This is a genomic window from Chromobacterium subtsugae (assembly GCF_001676875.1).
GTDB classification, from domain to species: domain Bacteria; phylum Pseudomonadota; class Gammaproteobacteria; order Burkholderiales; family Chromobacteriaceae; genus Chromobacterium; species Chromobacterium subtsugae.
In genome coordinates this window covers 14185-37012 of record NZ_JYKA01000012.1, presented here as the reverse complement: position 1 = coordinate 37012, position 22828 = coordinate 14185, and the positions used below count along the sequence as shown (strand labels likewise).

Below are 22828 nucleotides of genomic sequence, written 5' to 3'. Positions count from 1 at the left end.
AGCCTGGGCAGAGCGCGCCTGAGAAAGCGGGATAAGGGCAGATAGATTCTTTTCATGTCGTCAGGGACTGATCAGCATGTGTTGGCGCTGTTTCTTTTCCAGCATGCTTTCCATATTGGCAATGATGGTGGCCACCTCGATGGCGTCCAGGCATTTGACCGTGGAAAACTGGCAGCGGGTCGGAACGATGCCGAGATAGTTTTTCAGACATGGCCTGCACGGCAGATCGGTTTCGATGCCGCGCGATTCCGGGTTGATCGATCCCCATTTGCGGAACAGGCTGGGGCCGAAGATGGCCAGCATCGGCGTGGACTGGCTTTCCGCGACGTGCAGCAGGCCGCCGTCGTTGCCCAGCAGCAGGTCGGCGACATGGCGGAACAGCCAGGCCCACTCCAGCAGGTTCAAGCTGCCTATCAGTTCGTACACGTTTGGGTGCTGAAGCTGGAAATGCGTTTTCAGCGCCAGTTCATCCGGTCCGCCGGCGATCACGAAGGTATGGCGGTTGCGGGTCTGCTCGATGATGGCCAGATATTTGTCTATGTCCAGGCGCCGGAATGCGGCGTTGGCGCTGGAGCCGGCGTAGAGAACCACCACCGGCAATTGGTGTGTCTTGATCTCCGCTGCCAATTGCTGCAACGGCAATGAAGGAGTGAACGCATCCAGCAATTCGGGTAGATAAAAGTCGCGGGGAGGCGCGTGGGTCACGCCATAATGCTCCATCACGCGCTCGGCAAGCTTGTGGAACAGGACTTTTTCATTGAGCTGCGGATCATAGGGGATGGAGAGGGAAAACGTTTTCCCTTTCAGCGCGGTGCTGAAGCCCGCGCTGGTTTTGCCGCAGCGGGAGAGCAGTTCGGATAAATGGTAGTACTGATCGAAGTCCATCACGATGTCGTACTTGCGTATCGCGAAGAGCAGCCTGGGCAGCCATGCCAGCAAGGCGCGGACCTGGGTGGGAACAATCAGCGTGTCGTGCAGAAACGGCAAATTCCGGAATAGGCCAGGATTGGAGCGGCCGGTCGTCAGCCAGTCGATGCTGGCGGCGGGAAAGGCCGCGGCCAGCCTGCGGGCGACGGGGTGCAGGCAGAACGCGTCGCCCATCGCGGATAGTTTGATCAGCAATATCCGGCGAGGAGCTTGAGTCGATGGCTTGCGGCGGCGCGGCAGCCAGGCGATTGTGGTGGATAGCAGCTTGTCCAGGAATTTCAGCGTCTGTAATTTCATGTCAGGCCTGCTTTCCAAGGGTCAGGAGCTGTCTGGTTTTGGCCAGGACTTGTTCGGTGGAAATGCCTTGCATGCAAATATTGTTCACACATGAATACATAGGCGAGCGCGCGCCCTCCAGCGAGCTGTAGCATGGGGAGCACTCGGTTTTGCCGCTGAGATGATGCAATGGTCCGCCCAGCGGGAGAAAAGCATCAGCCGGGGTCGGCCCGTACAGGCCGATCAGCGGCACATTCAGCGCGGCGGCGATGTACAGCAAGGCGCTGTCATTGCCTATGTAGAGCCGCGATTGGCGAATGGCTTGCGCCGCTTCGTGCAGGTTCAGCCGATTGACCAGATTGACGGCGCGCGTGCCGCAGGCGCGGGCGATGGACGCGCAGATTTCCTGGTCCTTGCCGCCGCTGCCCAGCAATACGACCGGCAGGTCCAGCGCCTGTATCAGCCGGATATAGTTGTCGGCCGGCCAGATCTTGTTGTCGGCCGGCGCATGGGGATTGCCGCCGCCCGGGTTGATCGCGATGTAGTCGCGCGGCAGGCCGGCAAGCTTTTCCCGATCCACTTTGCCGGGGGCCAGATGAAACTCCAGACGATCGGGCATTTTGTCGATCAGGCCGGCGCGCTGCAGCAGGCGGGCTTCTTGCAGCGTGCGGTTGCCCTGCATCGTGAACGCCTGCCCATGTTGCAGCAGATCGAGCCGCGGCGCGGTGAAGCCCACCAGTTTGCCGATGCCCGCCGCTTTGCATAACAGTTGGAACAGAGCGTTGCGATGCAGGATGACGGCGATGTCGTAGCCGCCGGTCAGCAGCCGCCACCATAGCCGCAGCAGGATTCGGGCGTCCTTCAGGCGATTGCCGGACGGGATCAGATCGATGACGATCTGCCGGTCGATATGCGGGTTGCTTTCGGATGCGGCCGCGCATTGCCGCATCACCAGATGATGGATTTCGCATCCGGGATTGGCCTCCTTGATCAGCCGAAACAAGGGGCTGGTGGCGAGGATATCTCCCAACGCCGATAGTTTGATGACCAGTATCTTCATGGCGATATGCATCCTGCTGGTCGGTTGCGCGTGGCCGTCATGCTTGCTGCAGTATGTTTTTTCTAAAACGGCAGATCGTTTTTACGCATAGCTTGGACATGAGGTTCTGGTAGGTCAGCAAGGGGCGGACGATCAAACGGTAGACGCGCAATTCTCCAAAGGCCTGGTCGAATGCCGGTTTTGGGTTTTCCTGCTTGAAGTTGCCGCGGTTGCCATAAAAAAAGCTTGCCAGAAACCACATCGACGAACTGAGGATGGCTTTTCTCAGCCGGGGTTGGTCCGGCAGAAACGCGTCCACCAAGGCGCGCAGGTTGATGCCGAAAACCTCGAACAGCTTGTAGCCGGTGGTGTTGTTGGGTTCGGCCGCGATCAGGCAGGCCTGGCTGCTGGCGAAATGCTTGCCCTGTTTCAACAAAGGCAGCACCCAGGCCAGCTGGGGAATGAAGGTGCCATAGCGGATATTCGCGCAAAGCGCGTCATCCTGCATGGCTTGCTGCTTGTTGAATATGATTGCCGAGATGAATGTGAAGTAAATCCCTATCTTGCGGGAAAATTCCACATTGGACATGTAATAGGACAGGGCTTGGCTGCGCGGTTTTTTTTGCGCGATGGCGCTGGCGGTGCAGGGCTCGCTTTTCAGATACAGCAAGGCCAGAGGCTGTTTGGTCAAGGTGGCGATGATGGTGTCGACGGTTTGGCCATAGACATATTCATCGTCGCCTAGTATCCAGCCATATATCCCGTTTACACATTCGAATGCTCGAACCGCATTGGCATCCGCGCCGATATTGCTTTCATTGCGGACGTAGTTCAAGGCATGGCCGGCTTGGATATAGCTATCGCACAACGCCGCCGTCTGATCGGTGGAGGCGTTGTCGATGATGAAAATGTTGATGAGTTGATGATGGCGCGCAATTGCCGGCAATAGATCGTCCAGCAACCTTTTCAAATAGGATGCCCGGTTGAACGTGGGGATGCATATCGATAATAACGCTTGGTTCATTTCATTGCCCCGCCATTTTTCTTTTATTGAAGCTTGCATAGATATAGCTGGAATATCCAACGCCTACCGTCCCGCAAATGATGGCGTAGAGGGCGAGCATTTCCCGGATCGAGTAATGCTGAATCAAATAATAGCTGGAACTGGAAATCAGCAGCGCCAACAGAATCGCATGCTTAAGATAGGGCTCGATCTTGTGGGCGCGGATATAGGCGGCCTGCAAAAACACGATGTGGCAGGCTTGGGCGGCGAGCAGCAGCCACAAGATGTCGATAGGCTCCAGCAGGCGGCTGGCGAAGGCGAACTGGTAATGGCGCATGGCCAGCAGCAGGATGAAAAACAGGCTGTGTTGGGCCAGCAGCACAGCGATGGACTGCAAGCTGCTCTTGCGGAACAGCGCCATCAATTGAGCGGCTTGGCGGCCGGCAATCAGCATGCCGAAGCTTGGCAGCTTGGTGGTTAGCCAGGCGCTGGCGACGGTGGACATAGTGGTGACGATGCTGAGCGACATGCCGAGCTGGCCGGCGGCTTCGGTGCCCTGGTAGCGGAAGGCCAGCGGCGTGAACAACTGGGAGATGAAGTAGCCGCTTAGCCAGCTCAACGCGATCCGCCATTGCATCGGCCAGATTTCGCGCCGCCAGCAAATGCCGGCATCGTCTTTGCCAGGCAGGTTTTGCAGCAAGGATTTGAGAAAGGCGCCGTAATGCTTGCCCAGCCAGTAAAACCCGACGGCGGCGGTCATGATGGAAATGGCCGCCGCGGTATACAGCTTGCCGTCATTGAGCAGCAACAGCCAGCCGCTGCTGTAGGCGACCATCGATTGCATCAGGCGCAGCGCGCTGACATTGGCGACCAGGCCGCTGCCTTCGAACAGCGCCAGCAGCGGGCTGAGAAACAGGTTCAAGGTCGCGCCCAGCGTCAGCAGCATCCAGGGAAGGTGCCAGTCGACGCCGGACTGCCTGGCGGAGCTGCTGAAGAAATAGAAGCCCGCGGTATTGAGCAGGAAAACGGTGAGCAGCGAAATCACGCCATACCATTTGATCGCCAGCCGGAATAGCGACAGCAGGCGCTGGCGGGACTGGGAGTCGCCGACGATGTCGCCGCCGCGCCAGTGGAGCTTGGCCATCTCGTGGCTGGCGAATTGGGCGATGATGCCGCTGAAGCCCAGCTCGAAAAAGATCTGCAGCGCCAGAATGCTGGAGAAGGTGTAGTAGTAGCCCTGTTCCGCCTTGCTCATGGTGGCGGAGATCAGATAGAGCGTGACGAAGCCGGCCAGCAGGGTCCAGCCGCGGTTGAGCAATACATACAGTATCGCCCTGTCCAGCCCCAGCGTCTTCTTCAGTGCCAGTATCACTACAGCCCACCCAGCTTGTTGAGGGTTTTTTGGCTGCCGACCTTGCCGAATATCTCAGTCGACAGCGCGCGGTTGCGTATCTTGCCGCTCATGCCGGCCGGCGCGGCTGCCTCCATCAGCCAGCTGCCGAAGCCGGCGTCGTGGATATGGTCTTCGACGGTGACGACCAGATCCCAGTCGGACAGCTGCTGCGGCTGCTTTTGTTTGGCGGCCATGCTCCACAGCGGCATCGTGTATAGCGAATGGGCGGCGAAATCAGGCGTGTCCAGCCATTCGATGGCGCTGCTGACGGCGGCTCCGGTGGTGAGCAGGGCGGCGGCGCTGTCGCGTTGTCTGATGGGCAGCCATTGGCCGGGGACGACATCCGGCACCTGCGGGTGCAGGCAGGGTTCGCCGGCCTTGCCTAGGCGCAGGTAGGACGGGCCGGGGTGGCTGGCCAGGTAACGCAGGCAGGCGCGGACTTCCATCGGGTCGCCGGGGGCGGCGATAGTCATGTTCGGCATCATCCGCATCAGGCCGTAATCCTGCACCGCATGATGGGAGTAGCCGAGGTTGCCGTAGGCCAGGCCGCCGCCGACGCTGACCACGGTCACCGCCAAATTGTGATAGTCGACATCGTTGCGTATCTGTTCCGCGCAACGGAAAGTCGGGAAGTTGGCGATGCTGTAGGTGAAGACGTGGCAGCCCTCGGACGCCATGCCTGCCGCCATGCCCATCATGTTCTGTTCGGCGATGCCGGCGTTGATGAAACGGTCGGGAAACCGCTCGGCGAACGGTTCGACTACTCCGTATCCCAGGTCGCCTACCATCAGCACGATGTCGGGGTGGACGGCGGCGAGTTTGACCAGTTCATCGATGAAAGCGTTACGCATGCTGGACTCCCAGTTCTTCCAATGCCTGCCGCAGCTGCTGTTTGTCCGGGCTGCGGTAGTGCCAGTCCACGCTGTTTTCCATGAAGCTGACGCCTTTTCCCTTGACGGTGCGCGCGATCAATACCGACGGTTGGCCGCGGACCTCGGCGATGGCAAGCAAGGCCTGGTCCAGCGCCTGGTGGTCGTGGCCGTCGGCCTCGAATACGCGGCAGCCGAAGGCGGCCAGCTTTTGGTCCAGCGGCTCGATATTCAATGTCGCGCGCACGGTGTCCAAGCTTTGCAGATTGTTGCAGTCGATGATGGCCACCAGATTGTCCAGGCGGTGGTGGGCGGCGAACATCAGCGCCTCCCAGTTGCTGCCTTCGTCCATTTCGCCGTCGCCAAGCAGCACGTAGTTTTTCCAAGGCTGTCCTCGCAGCTTGGCGGCCATGGCCTTGCCGGCGGCGAACGGCAGGCCATGGCCGAGCGAACCGGTGGAAAACTCGACCCCATTCACCTTGTGGCTGATATGGTTCATCAGCGGCGAGAAATCCTGGCCGTAGCTGGCAATCTCCTCCGGACTCAGCGCGCCCAGCGCGCCCAACGCGGCGTAGAGCGCGACGCAGGCGTGCCCCTTGCTGAGAATGAAGCGGTCGCGCAGCGGATCCCGAGTCGCGGCGGGGTCGAAGCGCAGATGATTGCGATACAGCACCGCCAGGATGTCGGCGATCGACAGCGCGCTGCCGATGTGCGAAGCCCGCGCGTCATGCACCATTTGCAGGGCGGTGGCGCGGATGGCGCGCGCCAGCGTGATCGAGTTTTCCATTCGGCTTACCCCAGCAGAATGCTTCTGATCTGCTTGCAGGCGTAAGCCACTTCGTCGCGGCTCAAGCAGACGCCGCTTGGCAGATTGATCGCCTGCAGGCCGACATGCATCGCGTTGGGTTGCGGTTGCTGCTGCCTGGGCCAGATCGGATACTGGCTGATGGCGGGAAAGACCGGCCGGGTGTCGACGTTTCTGGACTTCAATTGCTGCATCAATTGATCGCGGCTGATGCGGGCGTCCTTGTCCAGCAGGATGCTGCTCATCCAGTAGATGCTGCGGGCGCCTTCCACTTCGCGGTTGAGGCTGAGATGAGGCACGCCTTCCAGGCCTTCCTGGTACCACTCGAAAATGCGGCGCTTCATCTCGATCAGTTCGTCGACGCGCTCCAGCTGGCCCAGGCCGAGCGCGGCCTGGATATTGGACATCTTGAACTTGACGCCGTCCTCGTCGATCCAGAAGGTGCGCGACGGGTTGCGCCCTTGGTCCCAAACCTTGTAAGCCTTGGCGTACAGCGCGTCGTCATCGGTGACCAGCATGCCGCCTTCGCCGGTGACCATCAGCTTGGCGCCTTGGAAGCTGAAGGCGGCGAAGGAGCCGAAGCTGCCGCAACGCTTGCCCTGCCATTCGGCGCCGATCGCGGGGGCGGCGTCTTCCACCACCTTCAGGCCGTATTTCTCCGCCACCGCCAGGATGGCGCTCATGCGGGCCGGGTGGCCATACATGTGGACGGCGACAATGGCCTTGGTCTTGCTGGTGATCAGCGACTCCACCGAACGGGCGTCGATGTTCCAGGTGTCCAGCTCGATGTCGGCGAACACCGGGATGGCGCCGGTATAACGGACGGCGTTGGCGGTGGCGACCCAGGTCTGGTCCGGTACGATCACTTCGTCGCCGGGGCCGATGTCCAACGCCATCAGCGCGATCTGCAGCGCGCCGGTGCAGCTGGAGGTGGCCAGCGCGTATTTGACGCCGACATATTCGGCGAAGCTTTTCTCGAAGCGAGTCAGATATTTCGACCAATCGCTGTTCCAGCCGTTGAGCGCGGCATCGAACGAATAGGCGGCCTCCTTGGCGGAGATCGACGGACCCGCGGTGAGGATCATCTTCTCGCCCACCCCTTGCGACGGGGCTTTGTACGCCATGCGGACGAATTGTTTGCTGGCGGTTTCCGTCGGCAGCGCCTCGCGGTACTGGAGGCTGTCGCCGTTTTTCACCGCCACCAGCGGAATATTGGATTCGACCGTGAAATGGTTTTTCTTGTAGAAGGCGATCGCGTCGGGATTGTCGTCCAGCACGCGCAGGAAAAAGCCGTTGACGTTGATGGTTTTCCTGGCCCATTCGATCAACGCGGCCAGCGCGCGGGAGAACAGGCCCGCTTCGGCGTCGGCGGCGCCGCGCACCATATTGTCGATCTCGAACATCATGTCGGAATTATGGCAGCGGGTGAAGCCCAGGTGGCCCAGCGTCGCGCCGGTGGCGCTCACCACCAGGAACAGCATCCGGTCGTTGACGGCCAGCAGCTGCTGCTCCAGCCAGTCGCGGGTGCTTTGCTCAGTGGCGATGAATTGGGTCGGATAGGCCTGGACATTGCGGTTGCGCCATTCGGTCAAGAGCCGGATCAGGGCGGCATCCTGCTTGTGCATTTCGCATACCGGCAGCAGGTAGCCGCCGCCGGCGATCGGAATCGCGCGCAGGTAGGCTTCCTGAATGGTGGCAGCCCGCTTCAGGAAGGAGAAGTTTTCGCTGACCGCCGCGGTGTAGACAGAGAGTCTGGTCTTTTCCATTGCCTGCTCCTTAAAAATTCACGCCAATGATGGTTTCGATCTTCTCGACGGCGTAGTCGAGCATGTCGCGGGTCAGGCCTGGGTGCACGCCGATCCAGAAGGTGTTGTTCATGATCAGGTCGGTATTGACGAGTTCGCCGTGCACGCGGAAATTCTGCCCGTGCATATAGGGCTGGCGGGTCAGGTTGCCGGCGAACAGCAGCCGGGTGCCGACCTTGTGTTCGTCCAGGTACTTCAGCACGTCCACCCGTTCGATGCCGCTGCCGGGGCGGATGGTGATCGGGAAGCCGAACCACGACGGGTTGGCGCGCTCGGTCGCCTTGGGCAGGATCAGGAATTCCTCACAGGTCTTCAGCCGCTCGCTGAGGTAGCCGAAGTTGCTGCGCCGCGCGGCGATGAACTGTTCGAGCTTGCCAAGCTGCGCCAACGCGCAGGCGGCCTGCATGTCGGTGATCTTCAGGTTGTAGCCCAGGTGGCTGTAAGTGTATTTGTGGTCGTAGCCGTGCGGCAGCGAGCCGAGCTGCCAGTTGAAACGCTTGCCGCAGGTGTTGTCGCAGCCGGGCGCGCAGTAGCAGTCGCGGCCCCAGTCGCGGAAGGACTCCACGATTTTCTTCAATTGGTCGCTGTTGGTGAAGACCGCGCCGCCTTCGCCCATGGTGATGTGATGCGCCGGATAGAAGCTGAGCGTGCCGATATCGCCGAAGGTGCCGACCAGTTGGCCGTCGTAGGTGGAGCCCAGCGCGTCGCAGCAGTCCTCGATCAGCCATAGTCCGTGGCGGTTGCAGATGTCGCGCACCACTCGCAGGTTGTATGGGTTGCCCAGGGTGTGGGCCAGCATAATCGCCTTGGTTTTGTCGGTGATCGCCGACTCGATGCGCGCCGCGTCGATGTTGTAGGTGGGGATGTCTACATCGATCAGAACCGGCACTGCGCCGAACTGGATGATGGGGTTGACGGTGGTGGGGAAGCCGGCGGCCACGCCTATCACTTCATCGCCTTTGCGGATGGCGCGCTCGCCCAGCTGCGGGGAGGTCAGCGCGGTAAAGGCCAGCAGGTTGGCGGAGGAGCCGGAGTTGGTGGTCAGCAGGTGTTTGACGCCCAGGAATTCCGCCAGTTGTTTTTCGAATTGGGTGTTGAAGCGGCCAGTGGTCAGCCAGCCGTCCAGCGACGCCTCGACCATGTGCTGCAGCTCGGCGCCGTCTATCACCTTGCCGGACGGCGGAATCACGGTCTTGCCGGGCTCGAAGGGCTTGGGGGCGAGCGCGATTTCCGCGTATTCGGCCACCAGTTGGGCAATTTGCTGACGAAGCTGTTGAGTCTTTTCCATATCGCATCCAGATTCGGTGAAACTCCGCGCGCCAACTGTCCGCGCGGAAGGATCGTGTTATTCGGCTATGACGGTTTCTTGATAAGCGCGTATCTGCTGCAGGCATACCGCGCGCATGTCGGCGCCTGCCCGGTGCTGCAGGTGCCAGTCGCAGATGCGCTGCAAGGCCTCCCGCAGCGACCAGCGCGGTCGCCAGCCCAGTTCTTGATTGGCCTTGGAGCAATCCAGCTTCAGGTAGTGGGCCTCATGCGCGGCTCCGGCCTCGCGCTGCACCTGGTAACGGCTGCCTTGCCCCCACAGCTGGGTCAGCTGCGCGGCTATCCATTCGACCGGACGCGCGTCTTGCTCATGCGGGCCGAAATTCCAGGCGGAAGAGAAGCTTGGGCCGGATTGATGCAGTTTTTCCGCCAGCAGAAGGTAACCGGCCAATGGCTCAAGCACATGCTGCCAGGGACGAATGGCGTTCGGATTGCGGATCGCCAGCGCTTCGCCGGCGGCCATGGCGCGGATGAAATCGGGAATCAGCCGGTCTTGCGCCCAATCGCCGCCGCCGATGACATTGCCAGCCCGAGCGGTGGCCAGCGCCACGCCGTGCCGCTCGTGGTCGGCCGGATTGAAAAAGGAATTGCGGTAGGCGCCGGCGACCAACTCGGCGCAGCCTTTGCTGCTGCTGTATGGATCGTAGCCGCCCATGGCCTCGTTCTCGCGATAGCCCCATGGCCACTCTCGGTTTTCGTAGCATTTATCGCTGGTGACGCACACCACGGCGCGTACTGTCGGCGTGGCCCGCACGGCTTCGAGCAGGTGGACGGTGCCCATCACGTTCGCGGCATAGGTTTCCACCGGATCGGCATACGAGCGGCGCACGATCGCCTGCGCCGCCAGGTGGAAGACGATATCCGGACGAGCGCGGTCAAGCGCGGCGCGCAGGCGGTCGGGGTCGCGAATGTCGCCGATGAACGAGGAGTGCATGGTTTGCGCGAGGCCGGCGGCGGAAAACAGGCTGGGCTCGGTCGCCGGTTCGCGCGCATAGCCGGACACCTCGGCGCCGAGCGCTTGCAGCCACAGCGTGAGCCAACTGCCCTTGAAGCCGGTATGACCCGTGAGAAAGACCCGCTTCCCCTTCCAGAAGTCGCGGTTCATTCCCATACTTTCCATGGCGCCTGGCCGGATTTCCACAGGTTTTCCAAGTGAAGCTTGTCGCGCAGCGTGTCCATCGGTTGCCAGAAGCCTTCATGGGAGAAGGCGGCCAGCTGGCCGCGCTGGGCCAGCGTTTCCAGAGGCTCCCGCTCCCATACGCAGCCATCGTCTGGGATCAGGTCGATGACCGACGGCGACAATACGAAAAAGCCGCCGTTGATCATGCCGCCATCGCCCTGGGGTTTTTCCTGGAAGTTCGACACCAGGTTGTCCTTGATGTCCAGCACGCCGAAACGGGCGGGCGGATAGACGGCGGTCAGCGTGGCTGCTGCGCCATAGGTTTTGTGGAAGTCGATGAGTTGGCCGATGTGGATGTCAGCTACGCCATCGCCATAAGTGAAACAGAACGCGTCCTCGCCCTGCAGGTATTTCCTCACACGTTTCAGGCGGCCGCCGGTCATGGTGTGTTCGCCGGTGTCGACCAGGGTGACGCGCCATGGTTCGGCGTAGCGTTGATGCACTTCCATGTGATTGCTCGACATGTCGATGGTGACATCGGACATATGCAGGAAGTAGTTGGCGAAGTACTCCTTGATCACGTAGCCCCGATAGCCGCAGCAAATGATGAAATCGTTTATCCCGTAGTGGGAATAGATTTTCATGATGTGCCACAGAATGGGCTTGCCGCCGATTTCCACCATCGGCTTGGGCCGAGCGGTGGTTTCTTCACTGATACGGGTACCCAATCCACCTGCAAGAATGACGGCTTTCATTTCAATATTTCCTCTTTGGCAAGCGTCCAAGAGACGGAGTGATTGAGGCGGCACATGGCCTGCGCTTTAGTCTTGCTGGCGCGAAGAAGAAGGTCGGGCGCTCAAGCAGCCGGCTGAATGCTGGGCAGCCGCGATGGCGCCGGTGCAGGCGGGCTGCGGCCGACGGTTTTTGGCGCGCGGACCGGCAGATCCTGCGCTACTGGGGCGAAGATGCGGCCGAGCGGCAGGCAGGCTTTGCGAAGCCGAGTGGAAAAGGGGAGCTAGCCCATGCCGCGACAGAGCGGATGCGGCTGAGAGTTTCGAGAGTTTTTTCGACGCGTGGTGCTGACCGACTGGCATTTTTTGCAAATCCCCCCTGTACTATTCAAGAAATCAGGCATTGGGTTCGTTGCCTCTCCGGGCAACGGGTAGTCGGGATGACCCGTTATATTTGCAACTGGTAAACCGTATCGTACTGCGCCGACCTTGCCGGGACTGCTGTGCCGCAGTTCTGAGGTGGGCGGATATCGCTTTCGCTGTCGAGACTTTCAAGTGTAGGGTCATGCTGCGCTGCGCCGGCAAGCGCCGCGACTTACTTCAATCTATAGTACCTATTGCGTTGTCTGTCAGCCGAACGTTACGGCTACATTTCAAAAAAAGGCCTTGCTGGACTGCCTGGGGCGCGTATCTCGAATTTTATCGCAGCTTGACCCAAAACACCGCCGCTTTGCAAACCGTGATTGTTAATGTTGATTGTCGCTCATTTGGCCGATGTTTCTTAATATCAACTGATCGCAACTGACTATTCCGATTCTCCATCTTGTTCCGGGTTGTTAATCTTTCCATTTGAAACAAAGTCGGAGGTGGGTGCCATTTACGACTTTGATGCGAAAGTCAGCTATCCTGTCCAGTGTTTTTATTTAACGACATGGCGAATCGCATTCTGCTTTTCGACGTGCCGGCAAGCTGAATTTTTTGGGCTCTTCTTTAAGAATCGCATCGCTCTCATGCCCAGATAGTGAACGGCGCGAGGCGAGTGCAACATCGTTAAATATTAGGCCTTGCTGATGGCTTCTGTCGTGGAGCTTGGCTGTCCGCTTGAATCCGCTCGTGAAGACCGGCGAAGCGGGATTAGAATAAATCGAGTCGGCGAGAAAGCGCAAGGGCGATATGGGGCTTGCGTTACGATGCCGGGCGGCGGTGCTGGACCAAGCGTTGCCGGTTTTCCGCATCGATATATTTGGGACAAGTTTTGTGACCTAAAGGGCGGGGGATGCGGGGGATTGCGGCAAGACATGTCGGGTTTTGCTATGTCTATTTGGCATTGCGGTCGCGCAAGGTCCGCAACAATGTTGCCCTGTTTCGCGAGCTATGGCAGTGTTTGACATGTTTCGGCCGGAGCCGTAGAGATATGAAATTAATGTGACGGTGCCGTGTCGTTGAATAAAAAATCACACAAAGAATTGACGGAAGGTTGATATATTTATAGTGAATGGTGATTTCTCCGACATTATTTTTTGTGATTTTAATTCTATGGGCGTGGACGCTTTTCGCATGATATTTTGTAAATGGCACGAGATTGGCTTTGGCCTGGCGTCGAGCCAGATGCCGATGGTTTGACGGCGGAATGGGGCGCAGCGTCTAGGCCGCAAGCTGCCGGCATCTGCGGCTGTGGGCGCAGCGCTTGGATTCTGTATGTTTTTTTCTCATCAGTTTGGCTTGGCTGCGACGCGGCTGGGCGTTCCGCGTGACGCATGCGGAGCGGGGGGGCGGGGCATCTTGCGATTGCTTTGAGATGGCCTGAGGCAGTGGTTGGCGTGGCAGTTTAAGTATCGATGTAACTGGTCATTGCCAAGAGCATGGCTTGGCAATGTGTTTGGGTGTTCGGCCCCCGGCGGCTCCGGCGAGGAGACTTCCGGTCTGGCGTTCTCAATCAAACAGTTGGCGAGGATTATGCTGCAGATCTTGATAATTTCAACTTTCCTGTCTCTGTTCATGGCGATGTTCCTGATCCACTTCAGCCATTTGCATGAGCGCTTCACGTCTGATCACGATCTTGGAGGAGTGCAAAAATTCCATGCGATGCCGGTTCCCAGGGTGGGAGGGGTTCCCCTGGCGGCGGGCTTGTTGGCCGGATGCGGTGTGCTGTCCTGGTCGCTGTCGGATGCCACGGCGCTGTTGCTGTTGTTGGTGTCCGTACCGGCGTTCGCGGCTGGACTGATGGAGGACATGACCAAGCAAGTGGGACCGCTGCCGCGTCTGCTCGCCACTTTTGTGTCGGCGGGACTTGGCTATTTTTCGTTGCAGGCTGGGCTCCATCGGCTGGACATCCCGGTGATTGACAGCCTTCTGGTCAATTTCACCCTGTTTTCCTTCGTCTTGACGGTGATAGCCGTAGGCGGCGTGGCGCACGCGGTCAACATCATAGATGGCTACAACGGCCTATCCGGTGTGGTCGCCGTCTTCATTTTCCTGGCGATGGCCTATGTCGCTTTCAAAGTGCAGGATACGATGCTGCTGGGGGTTTGTTTTGCGATGATCGGCGCCATCGCCGGTTTCCTGTTTTGGAACTTCCCGCGCGGGCTGATTTTTGCCGGCGACGGCGGCGCCTATCTGGTCGGTTTCATGATCGCCGAAGTGGCGGTGCTGCTGGTGACGCGGCATCCGCAGGTGTCGCCTTGGTTTCCCTTGCTGTGCGTGATCTATCCGGTGTTCGAAACCCTGTATTCGATCTACCGCAAGAAGATTCTGCGCGGCATGTCGCCTGGCCTGCCCGACGGCCTGCATCTGCACATGCTGGTGTACAAGCGGTTGGTGCGCTGGATGGTGGGTTCGAAGGATGCCGGCCACCTCACCTTGCGCAACAGTCTGACTTCTCCCTACTTATGGGCGCTGTCATCGGCTTCGGTGGCGCCGGCGATGTTGTTCTGGCGTCACACCTATGTGCTGATGGGGTTCTGCCTGCTGTTCGCCGTGGCATACGTGATGGTGTACCGGATGATCATCCGCTTTCGCACGCCGCGCTGGCTGGTGTTGCGCCGCTCGGCTCCCTCCCGTTGACTTTGCCTTGCGAGAGGGGCTTGTCCCCTCTTGAAAAGCCTCCCTGTCGTCCCTATTATTAGCACTCGCAAGCGGTGAGTGCTAATCCACCTATCCGCACACTTGAATATTTCTGGTTTTCAACTCTCAAACAGCCACTGTATTAGGAGAGATCTAATGGCAATCCGTCCCCTGCACGACCGTGTTGTTATCAAGCGCCTCGAGGCTGAAGAAAAGACCGCTTCCGGCATCGTTCTGCCGGGCGCCGCTGCAGAGAAGCCGGACATGGGCGAGGTTCTCGCTGTCGGCAACGGCAAGATCCTGGAGAACGGCGAGCGTCGTTCGCTGGATCTGAAAGTTGGCGACAAAGTGATTTTTGGCAAGTATTCCGGTCAGACCGTCAAGGTCGACGGCGACGAAGTCCTCGTGATGCGCGAGGAAGACGTAATGGGCATCGTTGAGTAAATCCGACCCTTACCCCCACTTCATATACTGAGTTCTGGAGAGTTAGAGAATGGCTGCTAAAGACGTAAAATTCGGTGATTCCGCGCGTAGCAAAATGGTTGCTGGCGTCAACATCCTGGCCGACGCCGTCAAGGTTACCCTGGGCCCGAAAGGCCGCAACGTGGTGCTGGACCGCTCGTTCGGCGCGCCGACTATCACCAAGGACGGCGTATCCGTCGCCAAGGAAATCGAACTGAAGGACAAGTTCGAGAACATGGGCGCGCAAATGGTTAAGGAAGTGGCTTCCAAGACTTCCGACGTGGCCGGCGACGGCACCACCACCGCCACCGTGCTGGCGCAAGCCATCGTGCAGGAAGGCATGAAGTACGTTGCCGCCGGCATGAACCCGATGGATCTGAAACGCGGCATCGACAAGGCTGTGGTATCGCTGGTCGGCGAAATCGCCAAGATCGCCAAGCCCTGCTCCACCTCCAAGGAAATCGCCCAGGTCGGCTCCATTTCCGCCAACTCCGACAGCGACATCGGCGAAATCATCGCCAACGCGATGGACAAGGTCGGCAAGGAAGGCGTGATCACCGTTGAAGACGGCAAGAGCCTGAACAACGAGCTGGACGTGGTGGAAGGCATGCAGTTCGACCGCGGCTACCTGTCCCCGTACTTCATCAACAACCAAGACAAACAGATTGCCGCTCTGGACAATCCGTTCGTGCTGCTTTTCGACAAGAAGATCTCCAACATCCGCGATCTGCTGCCGGTGCTGGAGCAAGTGGCCAAGTCGGGCCGCCCGCTGCTGATCATCGCTGAAGACGTCGAAGGCGAAGCGCTGGCCACCCTGGTGGTCAACACCATCCGCGGCATCCTGAAAGTGGTTGCCGTCAAGGCTCCGGGCTTCGGCGACCGCCGCAAGGCCATGCTGCAGGATATCGCCGTGCTGACCGGCGGCACCGTCATCGCCGAAGAGCTGGGCCTGACTCTGGAAAAAGCCACGCTGGACATGCTGGGCCAAGCCAAGCGCATCGAAGTGGGCAAGGAAAACACCATCATCATCGACGGCGCCGGCGAAGCTGCCGCCATCCAGACCCGCGTCGGTGAAATCCGCCGCCAGATCGAAGAAGCTTCTTCCGATTACGACCGCGAAAAGCTGCAAGAGCGCGTGGCCAAGCTGGCTGGCGGCGTTGCCGTGATCAAGGTTGGCGCCGCCACCGAAGTGGAAATGAAAGAGAAGAAGGCTCGCGTCGAAGACGCGCTGCACGCCACCCGCGCCGCGGTTGAAGAAGGCGTGGTAGCCGGCGGCGGCGTGGCTCTGCTGCGCGCCCGCGCTACGCTGGACAGCCTGAAGACCGACAACGCCGAACAGGAAGCCGGCGTGAAGATCGTGCTGCGCGCCATCGAGGCTCCGCTGCGCCAGATCGTCAAGAACGCCGGCGACGAGCCGTCGGTCGTGGTCAACAAGGTGCTGGAAGGCAAGGGCAACTTCGGTTACAACGCCGCCACCGGCGAATACGGCGACATGCTGGAAATGGGCGTGCTGGACCCGGCCAAGGTGACCCGCTCCGCTCTGCAGCATGCGGCTTCCGTAGCCGGCCTGATGCTGACCACCGACTGCATGATCGCCGAACTGCCGGAAGACAAGCCGGCTGCCGGCGGCATGCCGGACATGGGCGGCATGGGTGGCATGGGCGGCATGATGTAAGCTCGGCTTTTCCTGCTGAAAAACGAAACCCCGCCTTGAGCGGGGTTTTTTGTTTTTCGGCGGGAAATAGGCATGCATCTGGCAAAATAGGCGAAATGGTAGATATTGAAAGGAGAGCGCGATGTTGTTGAGCGAAATGCAGAGTCTGCTGGACGGCTGGCTGGAGCCGTGGCGTTACAAGGATTACGCGCCCAATGGCTTGCAGGTGGAGGGCAGGGCGGAAGTGGCCAAGGTCGTGACCGGCGTGACGGCGTCGCAGGCATTGATCGATGCGGCGGCGGCGCGCGGCGCCGACGCGATCCTGGTGCACCACGGCTATTTCTGGAAAGGCGAGGACGCGCGCGTTTGCGGCATGAAGAAGCAGCGCATCCGCACCCTGCTGCAGCACGACATCAGCCTGCTGGCCTACCACCTGCCGCTTGATGGGCACCTGTCGCTGGGCAACAACGCGCAGCTGGGGCAGGTGCTGGGGCTGGAGCCCGTCGGCCAGGCGGGGGAGCAGGGCCTGCTGTGGCATGGCGACTGGCGCGGTGGTGGCGCTGCCCAGGCCTTCGCCAGCCATGTTTCGGCGGCTCTGGGGCGGGATGCGCAGCTGTTGGGGCGCGGCGACAAGCCGGTGCGCAAAGTGGCCTGGTGCACCGGCGGCGCGCAGGGATTTTTCGCCGACGCCATCGCGCTGGGGGTGGACGCCTTCATTACCGGGGAAGCGTCGGAACAGAATTACCACATGGCGATCGAGTGCGATGTCGCATTCATCGCAGCCGGGCATCATGCCACGGAACGCTTCGGCATCCAGGCACTTGGGCAGCATTTGGCGCAATTCTCTGGCATAAATGTCGAATTTATTGATGTTTTAAACCCAGTTTAAGCAAGTTGCTGGCGTCCTGGTCAATTTATTTGCATAGAAGCTTCAAGTCCCTACTAGTAATCGGGTAAAATCCAGCGGTTAAGGGCTCGATTTCCACGATTGAGGATGACTGTAATGAGTGAACAGCAAGTCGATACGGGGCGCCGTCGTTTTCTGACGGTGGCTTCCAGCGCTGTTGGGGGTGTGGCGGTGGTCGGCGCGGCCACGCCGTTTTTCCTGAGTTTCTTCCCGTCCGAGCGGGCCAAGGCGGCCGGCGCGCCGGTCGAGGTCGACATCGGCAAGATCGAGGCGGGACAGAAGATCAACGTCGAATGGCGCGGCAAGCCGGTGTGGATTCTCAACCGCACGCCAGAGCAGCTGAAGAACCTGCCGAAGAACGACCCCAAGCTGGTCGATCCGCAATCCGAGGTGGATCAGCAACCTAAGTACTGCCAGAACGAGCATCGCTCGATCAAACCCGAATACCTGGTGGCTGTGGGCATCTGCACCCACCTGGGCTGTTCCCCCACTTTCCGTCCCGATCTCGCGCCCGCGGATCTGGGGCCGGAATGGCTGGGCGGCTTCTACTGCCCCTGTCATGGTTCCAAGTTCGACCTCGCCGCCCGCGTGTTCAAGGGCGTGCCGGCGCCGAAGAACCTGGAAATCCCCCCGCACAAGTATCTGTCCGACACCCGCCTGTTGATTGGCGACGACAAATAAGCTGAGGGCGAAAAATGAACAAAGCACAAAAGCTGCTCAACTGGGTGGATGCGCGGTTCCCGCTGACCGCCCTGTGGGAAAGCCAATGGGGCAAATACGTCGCCCCCAAGAATTTCAACTTCTGGTACTTCTTCGGCTCGCTGGCGATGCTGGTGCTGGTGCTGCAAATCGTCACCGGCATCTTCCTCACCATGAACTACAAGCCGGACGGCACGCTGAACGCCGCCGGCATCCCGGTCGCCTTCGCCTCGGTCGAATACATCATGCGCGACGTGGCGGGCGGCTGGATCATCCGCTACATGCACTCCACCGGCGCTTCGATGTTCTTCGTGGTGGTGTACCTGCACATGTTCCGCGGCCTGATCTACGGCTCGTACAAGCAGCCGCGCGAACTGGTCTGGGTGTTCGGCACGCTGATCTTCCTGTGCCTGATGGCGGAAGCCTTCATGGGCTACCTGCTGCCCTGGGGGCAGATGTCGTTCTGGGGCGCGCAGGTGATCGTCAACCTGTTCGGCTCCATCCCGGTGATCGGCCCCGACCTGTCGGTATGGATCCGCGGCGACTACGTGGTGTCCGACGCCACGCTGAACCGCTTCTTCGCGCTGCACGTGATCGCGGTGCCGCTGGTGCTGCTGGCGCTGGTGGTGGCCCACCTGATGGCGCTGCACGAAGTGGGCTCCAACAACCCGGACGGCGTGGAAATCAAGCAGCAACCCAAGGATCCGAACACTGGCCTGTATCTGGACGGCATCTACTCCCATCCTTATTACTCGATCAAGGACATCCTGGGCGTGGTGGTATTCATGATCGTGTTCTCCGCGATCGTGTTTTTCCTGCCGGAAATGGGCGGCTACTTCCTCGAGCACCCAAATTTCGACCAGGCTGACCCGCTGAAAACGCCGCCGCACATCGCGCCGGTATGGTATTTCACCCCGTTCTACGCCATTCTGCGCGCGGTGCCGTCGTTTGCCGGCACCCAGGTGTGGGGCGTGCTGGCGATGGGCGCGGCGGTGGTGCTGATCGCCTTCCTGCCGTGGCTGGACCGCTCGCCGATCAAATCCATCCGCTACCGCGGACCCAAGTTCAAGATCGCGCTGGCGCTGTTCATCGCCGCCTTCATCGGCCTGGGCATCCTGGGCGCGATGCCGCCGACTGGTTTGCGCACCGCGCTGTCGCAGATTTTCTCGGTGGTCTACTTCGCCTTCTTCCTGGGCATGCCGTTCTACACCAAGAACGATGTCGGCAGCATCCCGGTGCCGGAGCGCGTCACCGACACCAACGCCAAGCGGCAGATCCAGTTCGTGGTGCTGGTGCTGCTGACCGTGTTCCTGGCGGCGCTGTTCGCCATGAACGTGTAAGCAAGGGGATAAGGAAAATGAACAACACGATCCGCAACCTGATCGCCGCCGCCGCGCTGGCGCTGGCGCTGCCGTTGGCGGCTCCTGCGCTGGCCAACGAGGGCGGCCCGGCGCTGGCCAAGGCCGACATCGACATCCAGGACACCGAAAGCCTGCAGCGCGGCGCGCAGATCTTCGTCAACTACTGCCTGTCCTGCCACTCGGCCAGCATGCTGCGCTACAACCGGCTGGAGGACATCGGCCTGACCGAAGAGCAGATCAAGGCCAACCTGCTGCCGGAGGGCGCCAAGATCGGCGACCAGATGAATATCGCGATGGACAAGAAGGACGCCAAGAACTGGTTCGGCGCCACGCCGCCGGATCTGTCGCTGATCGCCCGCTCGCGCGGCGCCGATTACCTGTACAGCTATTTGCGCAGCTTTTATCGCGATCCATCCCGCCCCACCGGCTGGAACAATCTGGTGTTCGACAAGGTGGGCATGCCGCACGTCTTCTGGGAATGGCAAGGCGAGCAGGTGCTGAAGACCGAGAAGGACGCCGAGGGCAACGAGGTGCACAAGCTGCAGTTGGTGAAAGCCGGCACCCTGACCAAGCTGGAAAACGGCAAGGCCAACACCGTCGAGTACGACAAGCGGATGACCGATCTGACCAACTTTCTGGTGTTCATGGGCGAGCCCGCCCAGGTGCAGCGCCAGCAGATCGGCTACGTGGTGCTGATGTTCCTCGGCCTGCTGCTGTTCCCGCTGGTTTACCTGCTGAAGAAGGAATACTGGCGCGACGTGCATTAAGCGCGGGGCGGCAGAAGGAAAGGCGGAAGCGATTCCGCCTTTTTTCTTTTGTAATCATGATGTTGTATTGAAAAGCTGGCAAATGGGGGTGGGAAGGTGCTAGAATGCCCTGCTACATCAATTCATTGTTAGTCAAGGATTATTTCCGCCATGATGACCCTCTACTCCGGAATCACCTGCCCCTTCAGCCAGCGCTGTCGTATCGTGCTCTTCGAAAAGGGCATGGATTTCGAAATCATCGACGTGGATATCCACAACAAGCCGGAAGATCTGGCCGTGATGAACCCGTACAACGAAGTGCCGGTTCTGGTGGAGCGCGATCTGATCCTGCACGAATCCAACATCATCAACGAATACATCGACGAGCGCTTCCCGCACCCGCAGCTGATGCCGGCCGACCCGGTGATGCGCGCGCGCGCGCGTCTGTTCCTGCACCGTTTCGAGAACGAGCTGTTCATCTACGTGAAAACGCTGGAAGCTGGCGCCACCGGCAAGGAGGCGACCAAAGCGCGCGAAGCGATCCGCGACGGCCTGACCACCATCGCGCCTATCTTCTCCAAGCAAAAATTCATGCTGGGCGACGATTTCTCGATGATAGACGTGGCCATCGCGCCGCTGATGTGGCGTCTGGAGCACTACAACATCGATCTGGGCAAGAGCGCCGCGCCTATCCTGAAATACGCGGAACGCATTTTCCAGCGCCAGTCCTTCATCGACTCGCTGACTCCGTCCGAGAAGGCCATGCGCAAGTAAGGTGACGCGATGAGCTCCAGCACCAAGCCCTACATGATCCGCGCGCTGCACCAATGGTGCGGCGACAACGGCTACACCCCCTATGTGGTGGTGTGGGTCAACGAGCGCACCGACGTGCCGCTCGAATACGTGAAGAATAACGAGATCGTGCTGAACATCGCCGAAGGCGCCACCAAGAATCTGCGGATCGACAACGACTGGCTGTCGTTCTCGGCGCGCTTCGGCGGCGTGTCGCGCGATATCTGGGTGCCGATCGGCAATGTGATGTCGATTTTCGCGCGGGAAACCGGAGAGGGCATGGGGTTCGAGGTCGAGCCGTCGCCCGAGGCCGAGCAGGACGCCAAACCGGTGGACGCCGATCCGCCGAAGGGCGGCGACCCGGGGCCGGATCGGCCCAGCGGCAGGCCCAGCCTGCGCATCGTCAAATAAGCTGGCGTTTCGCCTGCGATCAAACCGGCCGCCGCGCCGGTTTTTCTTTGCGCGTGCAAAAAAAACGGGGCACGAATGCCCCGCAAGTCCCTTACACAACAATCTTGGCTTGGCCGGCGGCTTATTCCACGCGCTCGCCGTGCAGCACCACATCCAGTCCTTCGCGTTCTTCGTCTTCCGCCACGCGCAGGCCGATCGCCAGATTCACCAGCTTCAGCAGGATGAAGGTGACGACGCCGCAGTAGACGATGGTGACGCCGACCCCCAGCGCCTGGGTAGCCAGGCTGCCGTCGGCGCCGCCGATGTCCTTGACCGCGAACACGCCGGTCAGCAGCGCGCCCAGGATGCCGCCGACGCCGTGCACGCCGAAGGCGTCCAGCGAGTCGTCGTAACCCAGCGCGTGCTTCAGGCCGGTGGCGCCCCAGAAGCACACCACGCCGGCGGCCAGGCCGATGATCAGCGCGCCCTTGACGTCGACGAAGCCGGCGGCCGGGGTGATTGCCACCAGGCCGGCCACCGCGCCGGAGGCGATGCCCAGCACCGACGGCTTCTTCTTGGTCACCCATTCGGCGAACATCCAGGCCAGCGCGGCCATCGCGGTGGCGACCTGGGTGGTCACCATCGCCATCCCGGCGCGGCCGTCGGCGGCGCCGGCGGAGCCGGCGTTGAAGCCGAACCAGCCCACCCACAGCATCGAGGCGCCTACCAGGGTCAGGATCAGGTTATGCGGCGGCATCGCTTCCTTGCCGAAGCCGACGCGCTTACCCAGCACCAGCGCGGTCACCAGGCCGGCGACGCCGGCGTTGATGTGCACTACTGTGCCGCCGGCGAAGTCCAGCACGCCCTTGTCGCCCATCCATCCGCCAGGCGCCCACACCCAGTGCGCCACCGGCACGTATACCAGCAGCGACCACAGCGCCATGAACACCAGCATCGCCGAGAACTTCATCCGCTCGGCGAAGGCGCCGGTGATCAACGCCGGGGTGATGATGGCGAAGGTCATCTGGAAGGTCATGAACACCGATTCCGGTATGGTGCCGGCCAGCGGGTGCACGGCCAGTTTGCCGGCGTCCTTCATGTACACCATGCCGTCCAGCATGAAGCGCGACAGGTCGCCCAGGTAGGGCGTGCCGACGGTGAAGGCCAGGCTGTAGCCGATGACCGCCCACAGCACGGTCACCAGCGCGGTGATGGCGAAGCTTTGCATCAGGGTGGCCAGCACGTTCTTCTTGCGGACCATGCCGCCGTAGAACAGCGCCAGGCCGGGAATGGTCATGAACAGCACCAGGGCGGTGGAGGTCAGCATCCAGGCGGTGTCGCCGGAATTGATCACCTTGGCGGCGGCTACGGCCGGGCCGGCGGGCGCGTCGGCCAGGGCCGGCAGAGACAGGGCGGCAAGGCCGCCGCACATTGCAGCGAGTATCTTTTTCATTATGGTT

General features: G+C 60.6%; 20 protein-coding genes. 9 read left to right on the top strand and 11 right to left on the bottom strand.

Translation table 11 applies throughout. The annotated features are described in order from the left end of the window. Positions 1-60 precede the first annotated feature (60 nt). Genes MY55_RS14915 through rfbF form a run of 10 tightly spaced genes read right to left on the bottom strand, consistent with a single transcriptional unit; the run spans position 61 to position 11318 of the window. Positions 61-1224, bottom strand: a complete 1164-nt coding sequence (locus tag MY55_RS14915; protein WP_052258306.1) for a glycosyltransferase family 9 protein — start codon at positions 1222-1224, stop codon at positions 61-63. A gap of 1 nt (position 1225) precedes the next feature. Further along, positions 1226-2263 (bottom strand): glycosyltransferase family 9 protein, encoded by a 1038-nt coding sequence (locus MY55_RS14910; RefSeq protein WP_157889330.1) that lies wholly within the window; start codon positions 2261-2263, stop codon positions 1226-1228. Positions 2264-2300: 37 nt separating this feature from the next. Then, positions 2301-3266: a glycosyltransferase family 2 protein gene (locus tag MY55_RS14905; RefSeq protein ID WP_076097951.1), complete on the bottom strand. Its 966-nt coding sequence runs from the start codon at positions 3264-3266 to the stop codon at positions 2301-2303. A 1-nt stretch (position 3267) separates the two neighbouring features. Then, on the bottom strand, positions 3268-4617 hold the full coding sequence (locus MY55_RS14900; RefSeq protein WP_052878081.1) for a hypothetical protein: 1350 nt from the start codon (positions 4615-4617) through the stop codon (positions 3268-3270). After that, entirely contained in the window at positions 4617-5489 is an 873-nt protein-coding gene (locus tag MY55_RS14895) for a transketolase family protein (RefSeq protein WP_047237494.1), read from the bottom strand. Before MY55_RS14895 ends, MY55_RS14900 begins: the two co-directional genes overlap by 1 nt. Next, entirely contained in the window at positions 5482-6294 is an 813-nt protein-coding gene (locus tag MY55_RS14890; RefSeq protein ID WP_043579297.1) for a transketolase, read from the bottom strand. The genes MY55_RS14895 and MY55_RS14890 overlap by 8 nt, the downstream gene beginning before the upstream one ends. A gap of 5 nt (positions 6295-6299) precedes the next feature. After that, a complete protein-coding gene (locus MY55_RS14885; protein ID WP_047237495.1) occupies positions 6300-8078 on the bottom strand; it encodes a bifunctional GNAT family N-acetyltransferase/PLP-dependent aspartate aminotransferase family protein in 1779 nt (592 codons plus the stop codon). A 10-nt stretch (positions 8079-8088) separates the two neighbouring features. Then, positions 8089-9405 carry a lipopolysaccharide biosynthesis protein RfbH gene (gene rfbH / locus MY55_RS14880; RefSeq protein WP_043579294.1) on the bottom strand — a complete coding sequence of 439 codons (1317 nt, stop codon included), beginning with the start codon at positions 9403-9405 and terminating at the stop codon, positions 8089-8091. Between the two features lie 57 nt (positions 9406-9462). Continuing rightward, entirely contained in the window at positions 9463-10548 is a 1086-nt protein-coding gene (gene rfbG, locus MY55_RS14875; protein WP_201775390.1) for a CDP-glucose 4,6-dehydratase, read from the bottom strand. Further along, a complete protein-coding gene (gene rfbF, locus MY55_RS14870) occupies positions 10545-11318 on the bottom strand; it encodes a glucose-1-phosphate cytidylyltransferase (RefSeq protein ID WP_043579291.1) in 774 nt (257 codons plus the stop codon). The genes rfbG and rfbF overlap by 4 nt, the downstream gene beginning before the upstream one ends. Positions 11319-13250: 1932 nt before the next feature. On the opposite strand from rfbF, the gene MY55_RS14865 reads away from it, so the two are divergent. The 9 genes from MY55_RS14865 (at position 13251) to MY55_RS14825 (ending at position 21389) form a co-directional block, all read left to right on the top strand. Further along, a complete protein-coding gene (locus MY55_RS14865; protein ID WP_043579290.1) occupies positions 13251-14357 on the top strand; it encodes an MraY family glycosyltransferase in 1107 nt (368 codons plus the stop codon). A gap of 156 nt (positions 14358-14513) precedes the next feature. Continuing rightward, entirely contained in the window at positions 14514-14801 is a 288-nt protein-coding gene (gene groES / locus MY55_RS14860; RefSeq protein WP_043579289.1) for a co-chaperone GroES, read from the top strand. Between the two features lie 49 nt (positions 14802-14850). After that, on the top strand, positions 14851-16494 hold the full coding sequence (gene groL, locus MY55_RS14855; RefSeq protein WP_043579288.1) for a chaperonin GroEL: 1644 nt from the start codon (positions 14851-14853) through the stop codon (positions 16492-16494). Positions 16495-16615: 121 nt separating this feature from the next. Then, entirely contained in the window at positions 16616-17362 is a 747-nt protein-coding gene (locus tag MY55_RS14850; protein WP_047237498.1) for a Nif3-like dinuclear metal center hexameric protein, read from the top strand. A gap of 114 nt (positions 17363-17476) precedes the next feature. Further along, positions 17477-18061: a ubiquinol-cytochrome c reductase iron-sulfur subunit gene (gene petA / locus MY55_RS14845; protein ID WP_043579286.1), complete on the top strand. Its 585-nt coding sequence runs from the start codon at positions 17477-17479 to the stop codon at positions 18059-18061. A 14-nt stretch (positions 18062-18075) separates the two neighbouring features. Then, complete coding sequence (locus MY55_RS14840) at positions 18076-19419, top strand: cytochrome b (RefSeq protein ID WP_043579285.1); 1344 nt, start codon at positions 18076-18078, stop codon at positions 19417-19419. Between the two features lie 17 nt (positions 19420-19436). Further along, the gene (locus MY55_RS14835) at positions 19437-20207 is read left to right on the top strand and encodes a cytochrome c1 (RefSeq protein ID WP_047237499.1); all 771 of its coding nucleotides are present in this window, start codon (positions 19437-19439) and stop codon (positions 20205-20207) included. Between the two features lie 150 nt (positions 20208-20357). Continuing rightward, complete coding sequence (locus MY55_RS14830) at positions 20358-20960, top strand: glutathione S-transferase N-terminal domain-containing protein (protein WP_043579283.1); 603 nt, start codon at positions 20358-20360, stop codon at positions 20958-20960. Positions 20961-20969: 9 nt separating this feature from the next. Next, positions 20970-21389, top strand: coding sequence for a ClpXP protease specificity-enhancing factor (locus MY55_RS14825; RefSeq protein WP_047237500.1), 420 nt, complete (start codon positions 20970-20972; stop codon positions 21387-21389). 121 nt (positions 21390-21510) lie between these two features. On the opposite strand, the gene MY55_RS14820 is transcribed toward MY55_RS14825, so the two are convergent. Next, complete coding sequence (locus MY55_RS14820; RefSeq protein WP_047250061.1) at positions 21511-22821, bottom strand: ammonium transporter; 1311 nt, start codon at positions 22819-22821, stop codon at positions 21511-21513. Positions 22822-22828 lie beyond the last annotated feature (7 nt).

Excerpts from the sequence above, each read along its gene's own strand:
- MY55_RS14915 (WP_052258306.1), bottom strand. The coding sequence starts at position 1,224 with ATGAAATTACAGACGCTGAAATTCCTGGACAAGCTGCTATCCACCACA.
- MY55_RS14910 (WP_157889330.1), bottom strand. The coding sequence starts at position 2,263 with ATGAAGATACTGGTCATCAAACTATCGGCGTTGGGAGATATCCTCGCC.
- MY55_RS14905 (WP_076097951.1), bottom strand. The coding sequence starts at position 3,266 with ATGAACCAAGCGTTATTATCGATATGCATCCCCACGTTCAACCGGGCA.
- MY55_RS14895 (WP_047237494.1), bottom strand. The coding sequence starts at position 5,489 with ATGCGTAACGCTTTCATCGATGAACTGGTCAAACTCGCCGCCGTCCAC.
- MY55_RS14890 (WP_043579297.1), bottom strand. The coding sequence starts at position 6,294 with ATGGAAAACTCGATCACGCTGGCGCGCGCCATCCGCGCCACCGCCCTG.
- MY55_RS14885 (WP_047237495.1), bottom strand. The coding sequence starts at position 8,078 with ATGGAAAAGACCAGACTCTCTGTCTACACCGCGGCGGTCAGCGAAAAC.
- rfbH (WP_043579294.1), bottom strand. The coding sequence starts at position 9,405 with ATGGAAAAGACTCAACAGCTTCGTCAGCAAATTGCCCAACTGGTGGCC.
- rfbG (WP_201775390.1), bottom strand. The coding sequence starts at position 10,548 with ATGAACCGCGACTTCTGGAAGGGGAAGCGGGTCTTTCTCACGGGTCAT.
- rfbF (WP_043579291.1), bottom strand. The coding sequence starts at position 11,318 with ATGAAAGCCGTCATTCTTGCAGGTGGATTGGGTACCCGTATCAGTGAA.
- MY55_RS14865 (WP_043579290.1), top strand. The coding sequence starts at position 13,251 with ATGCTGCAGATCTTGATAATTTCAACTTTCCTGTCTCTGTTCATGGCG.
- groES (WP_043579289.1), top strand. The coding sequence starts at position 14,514 with ATGGCAATCCGTCCCCTGCACGACCGTGTTGTTATCAAGCGCCTCGAG.
- groL (WP_043579288.1), top strand. The coding sequence starts at position 14,851 with ATGGCTGCTAAAGACGTAAAATTCGGTGATTCCGCGCGTAGCAAAATG.
- MY55_RS14850 (WP_047237498.1), top strand. The coding sequence starts at position 16,616 with ATGTTGTTGAGCGAAATGCAGAGTCTGCTGGACGGCTGGCTGGAGCCG.
- petA (WP_043579286.1), top strand. The coding sequence starts at position 17,477 with ATGAGTGAACAGCAAGTCGATACGGGGCGCCGTCGTTTTCTGACGGTG.
- MY55_RS14840 (WP_043579285.1), top strand. The coding sequence starts at position 18,076 with ATGAACAAAGCACAAAAGCTGCTCAACTGGGTGGATGCGCGGTTCCCG.
- MY55_RS14835 (WP_047237499.1), top strand. The coding sequence starts at position 19,437 with ATGAACAACACGATCCGCAACCTGATCGCCGCCGCCGCGCTGGCGCTG.
- MY55_RS14830 (WP_043579283.1), top strand. The coding sequence starts at position 20,358 with ATGATGACCCTCTACTCCGGAATCACCTGCCCCTTCAGCCAGCGCTGT.
- MY55_RS14825 (WP_047237500.1), top strand. The coding sequence starts at position 20,970 with ATGAGCTCCAGCACCAAGCCCTACATGATCCGCGCGCTGCACCAATGG.
- MY55_RS14820 (WP_047250061.1), bottom strand. The coding sequence starts at position 22,821 with ATGAAAAAGATACTCGCTGCAATGTGCGGCGGCCTTGCCGCCCTGTCT.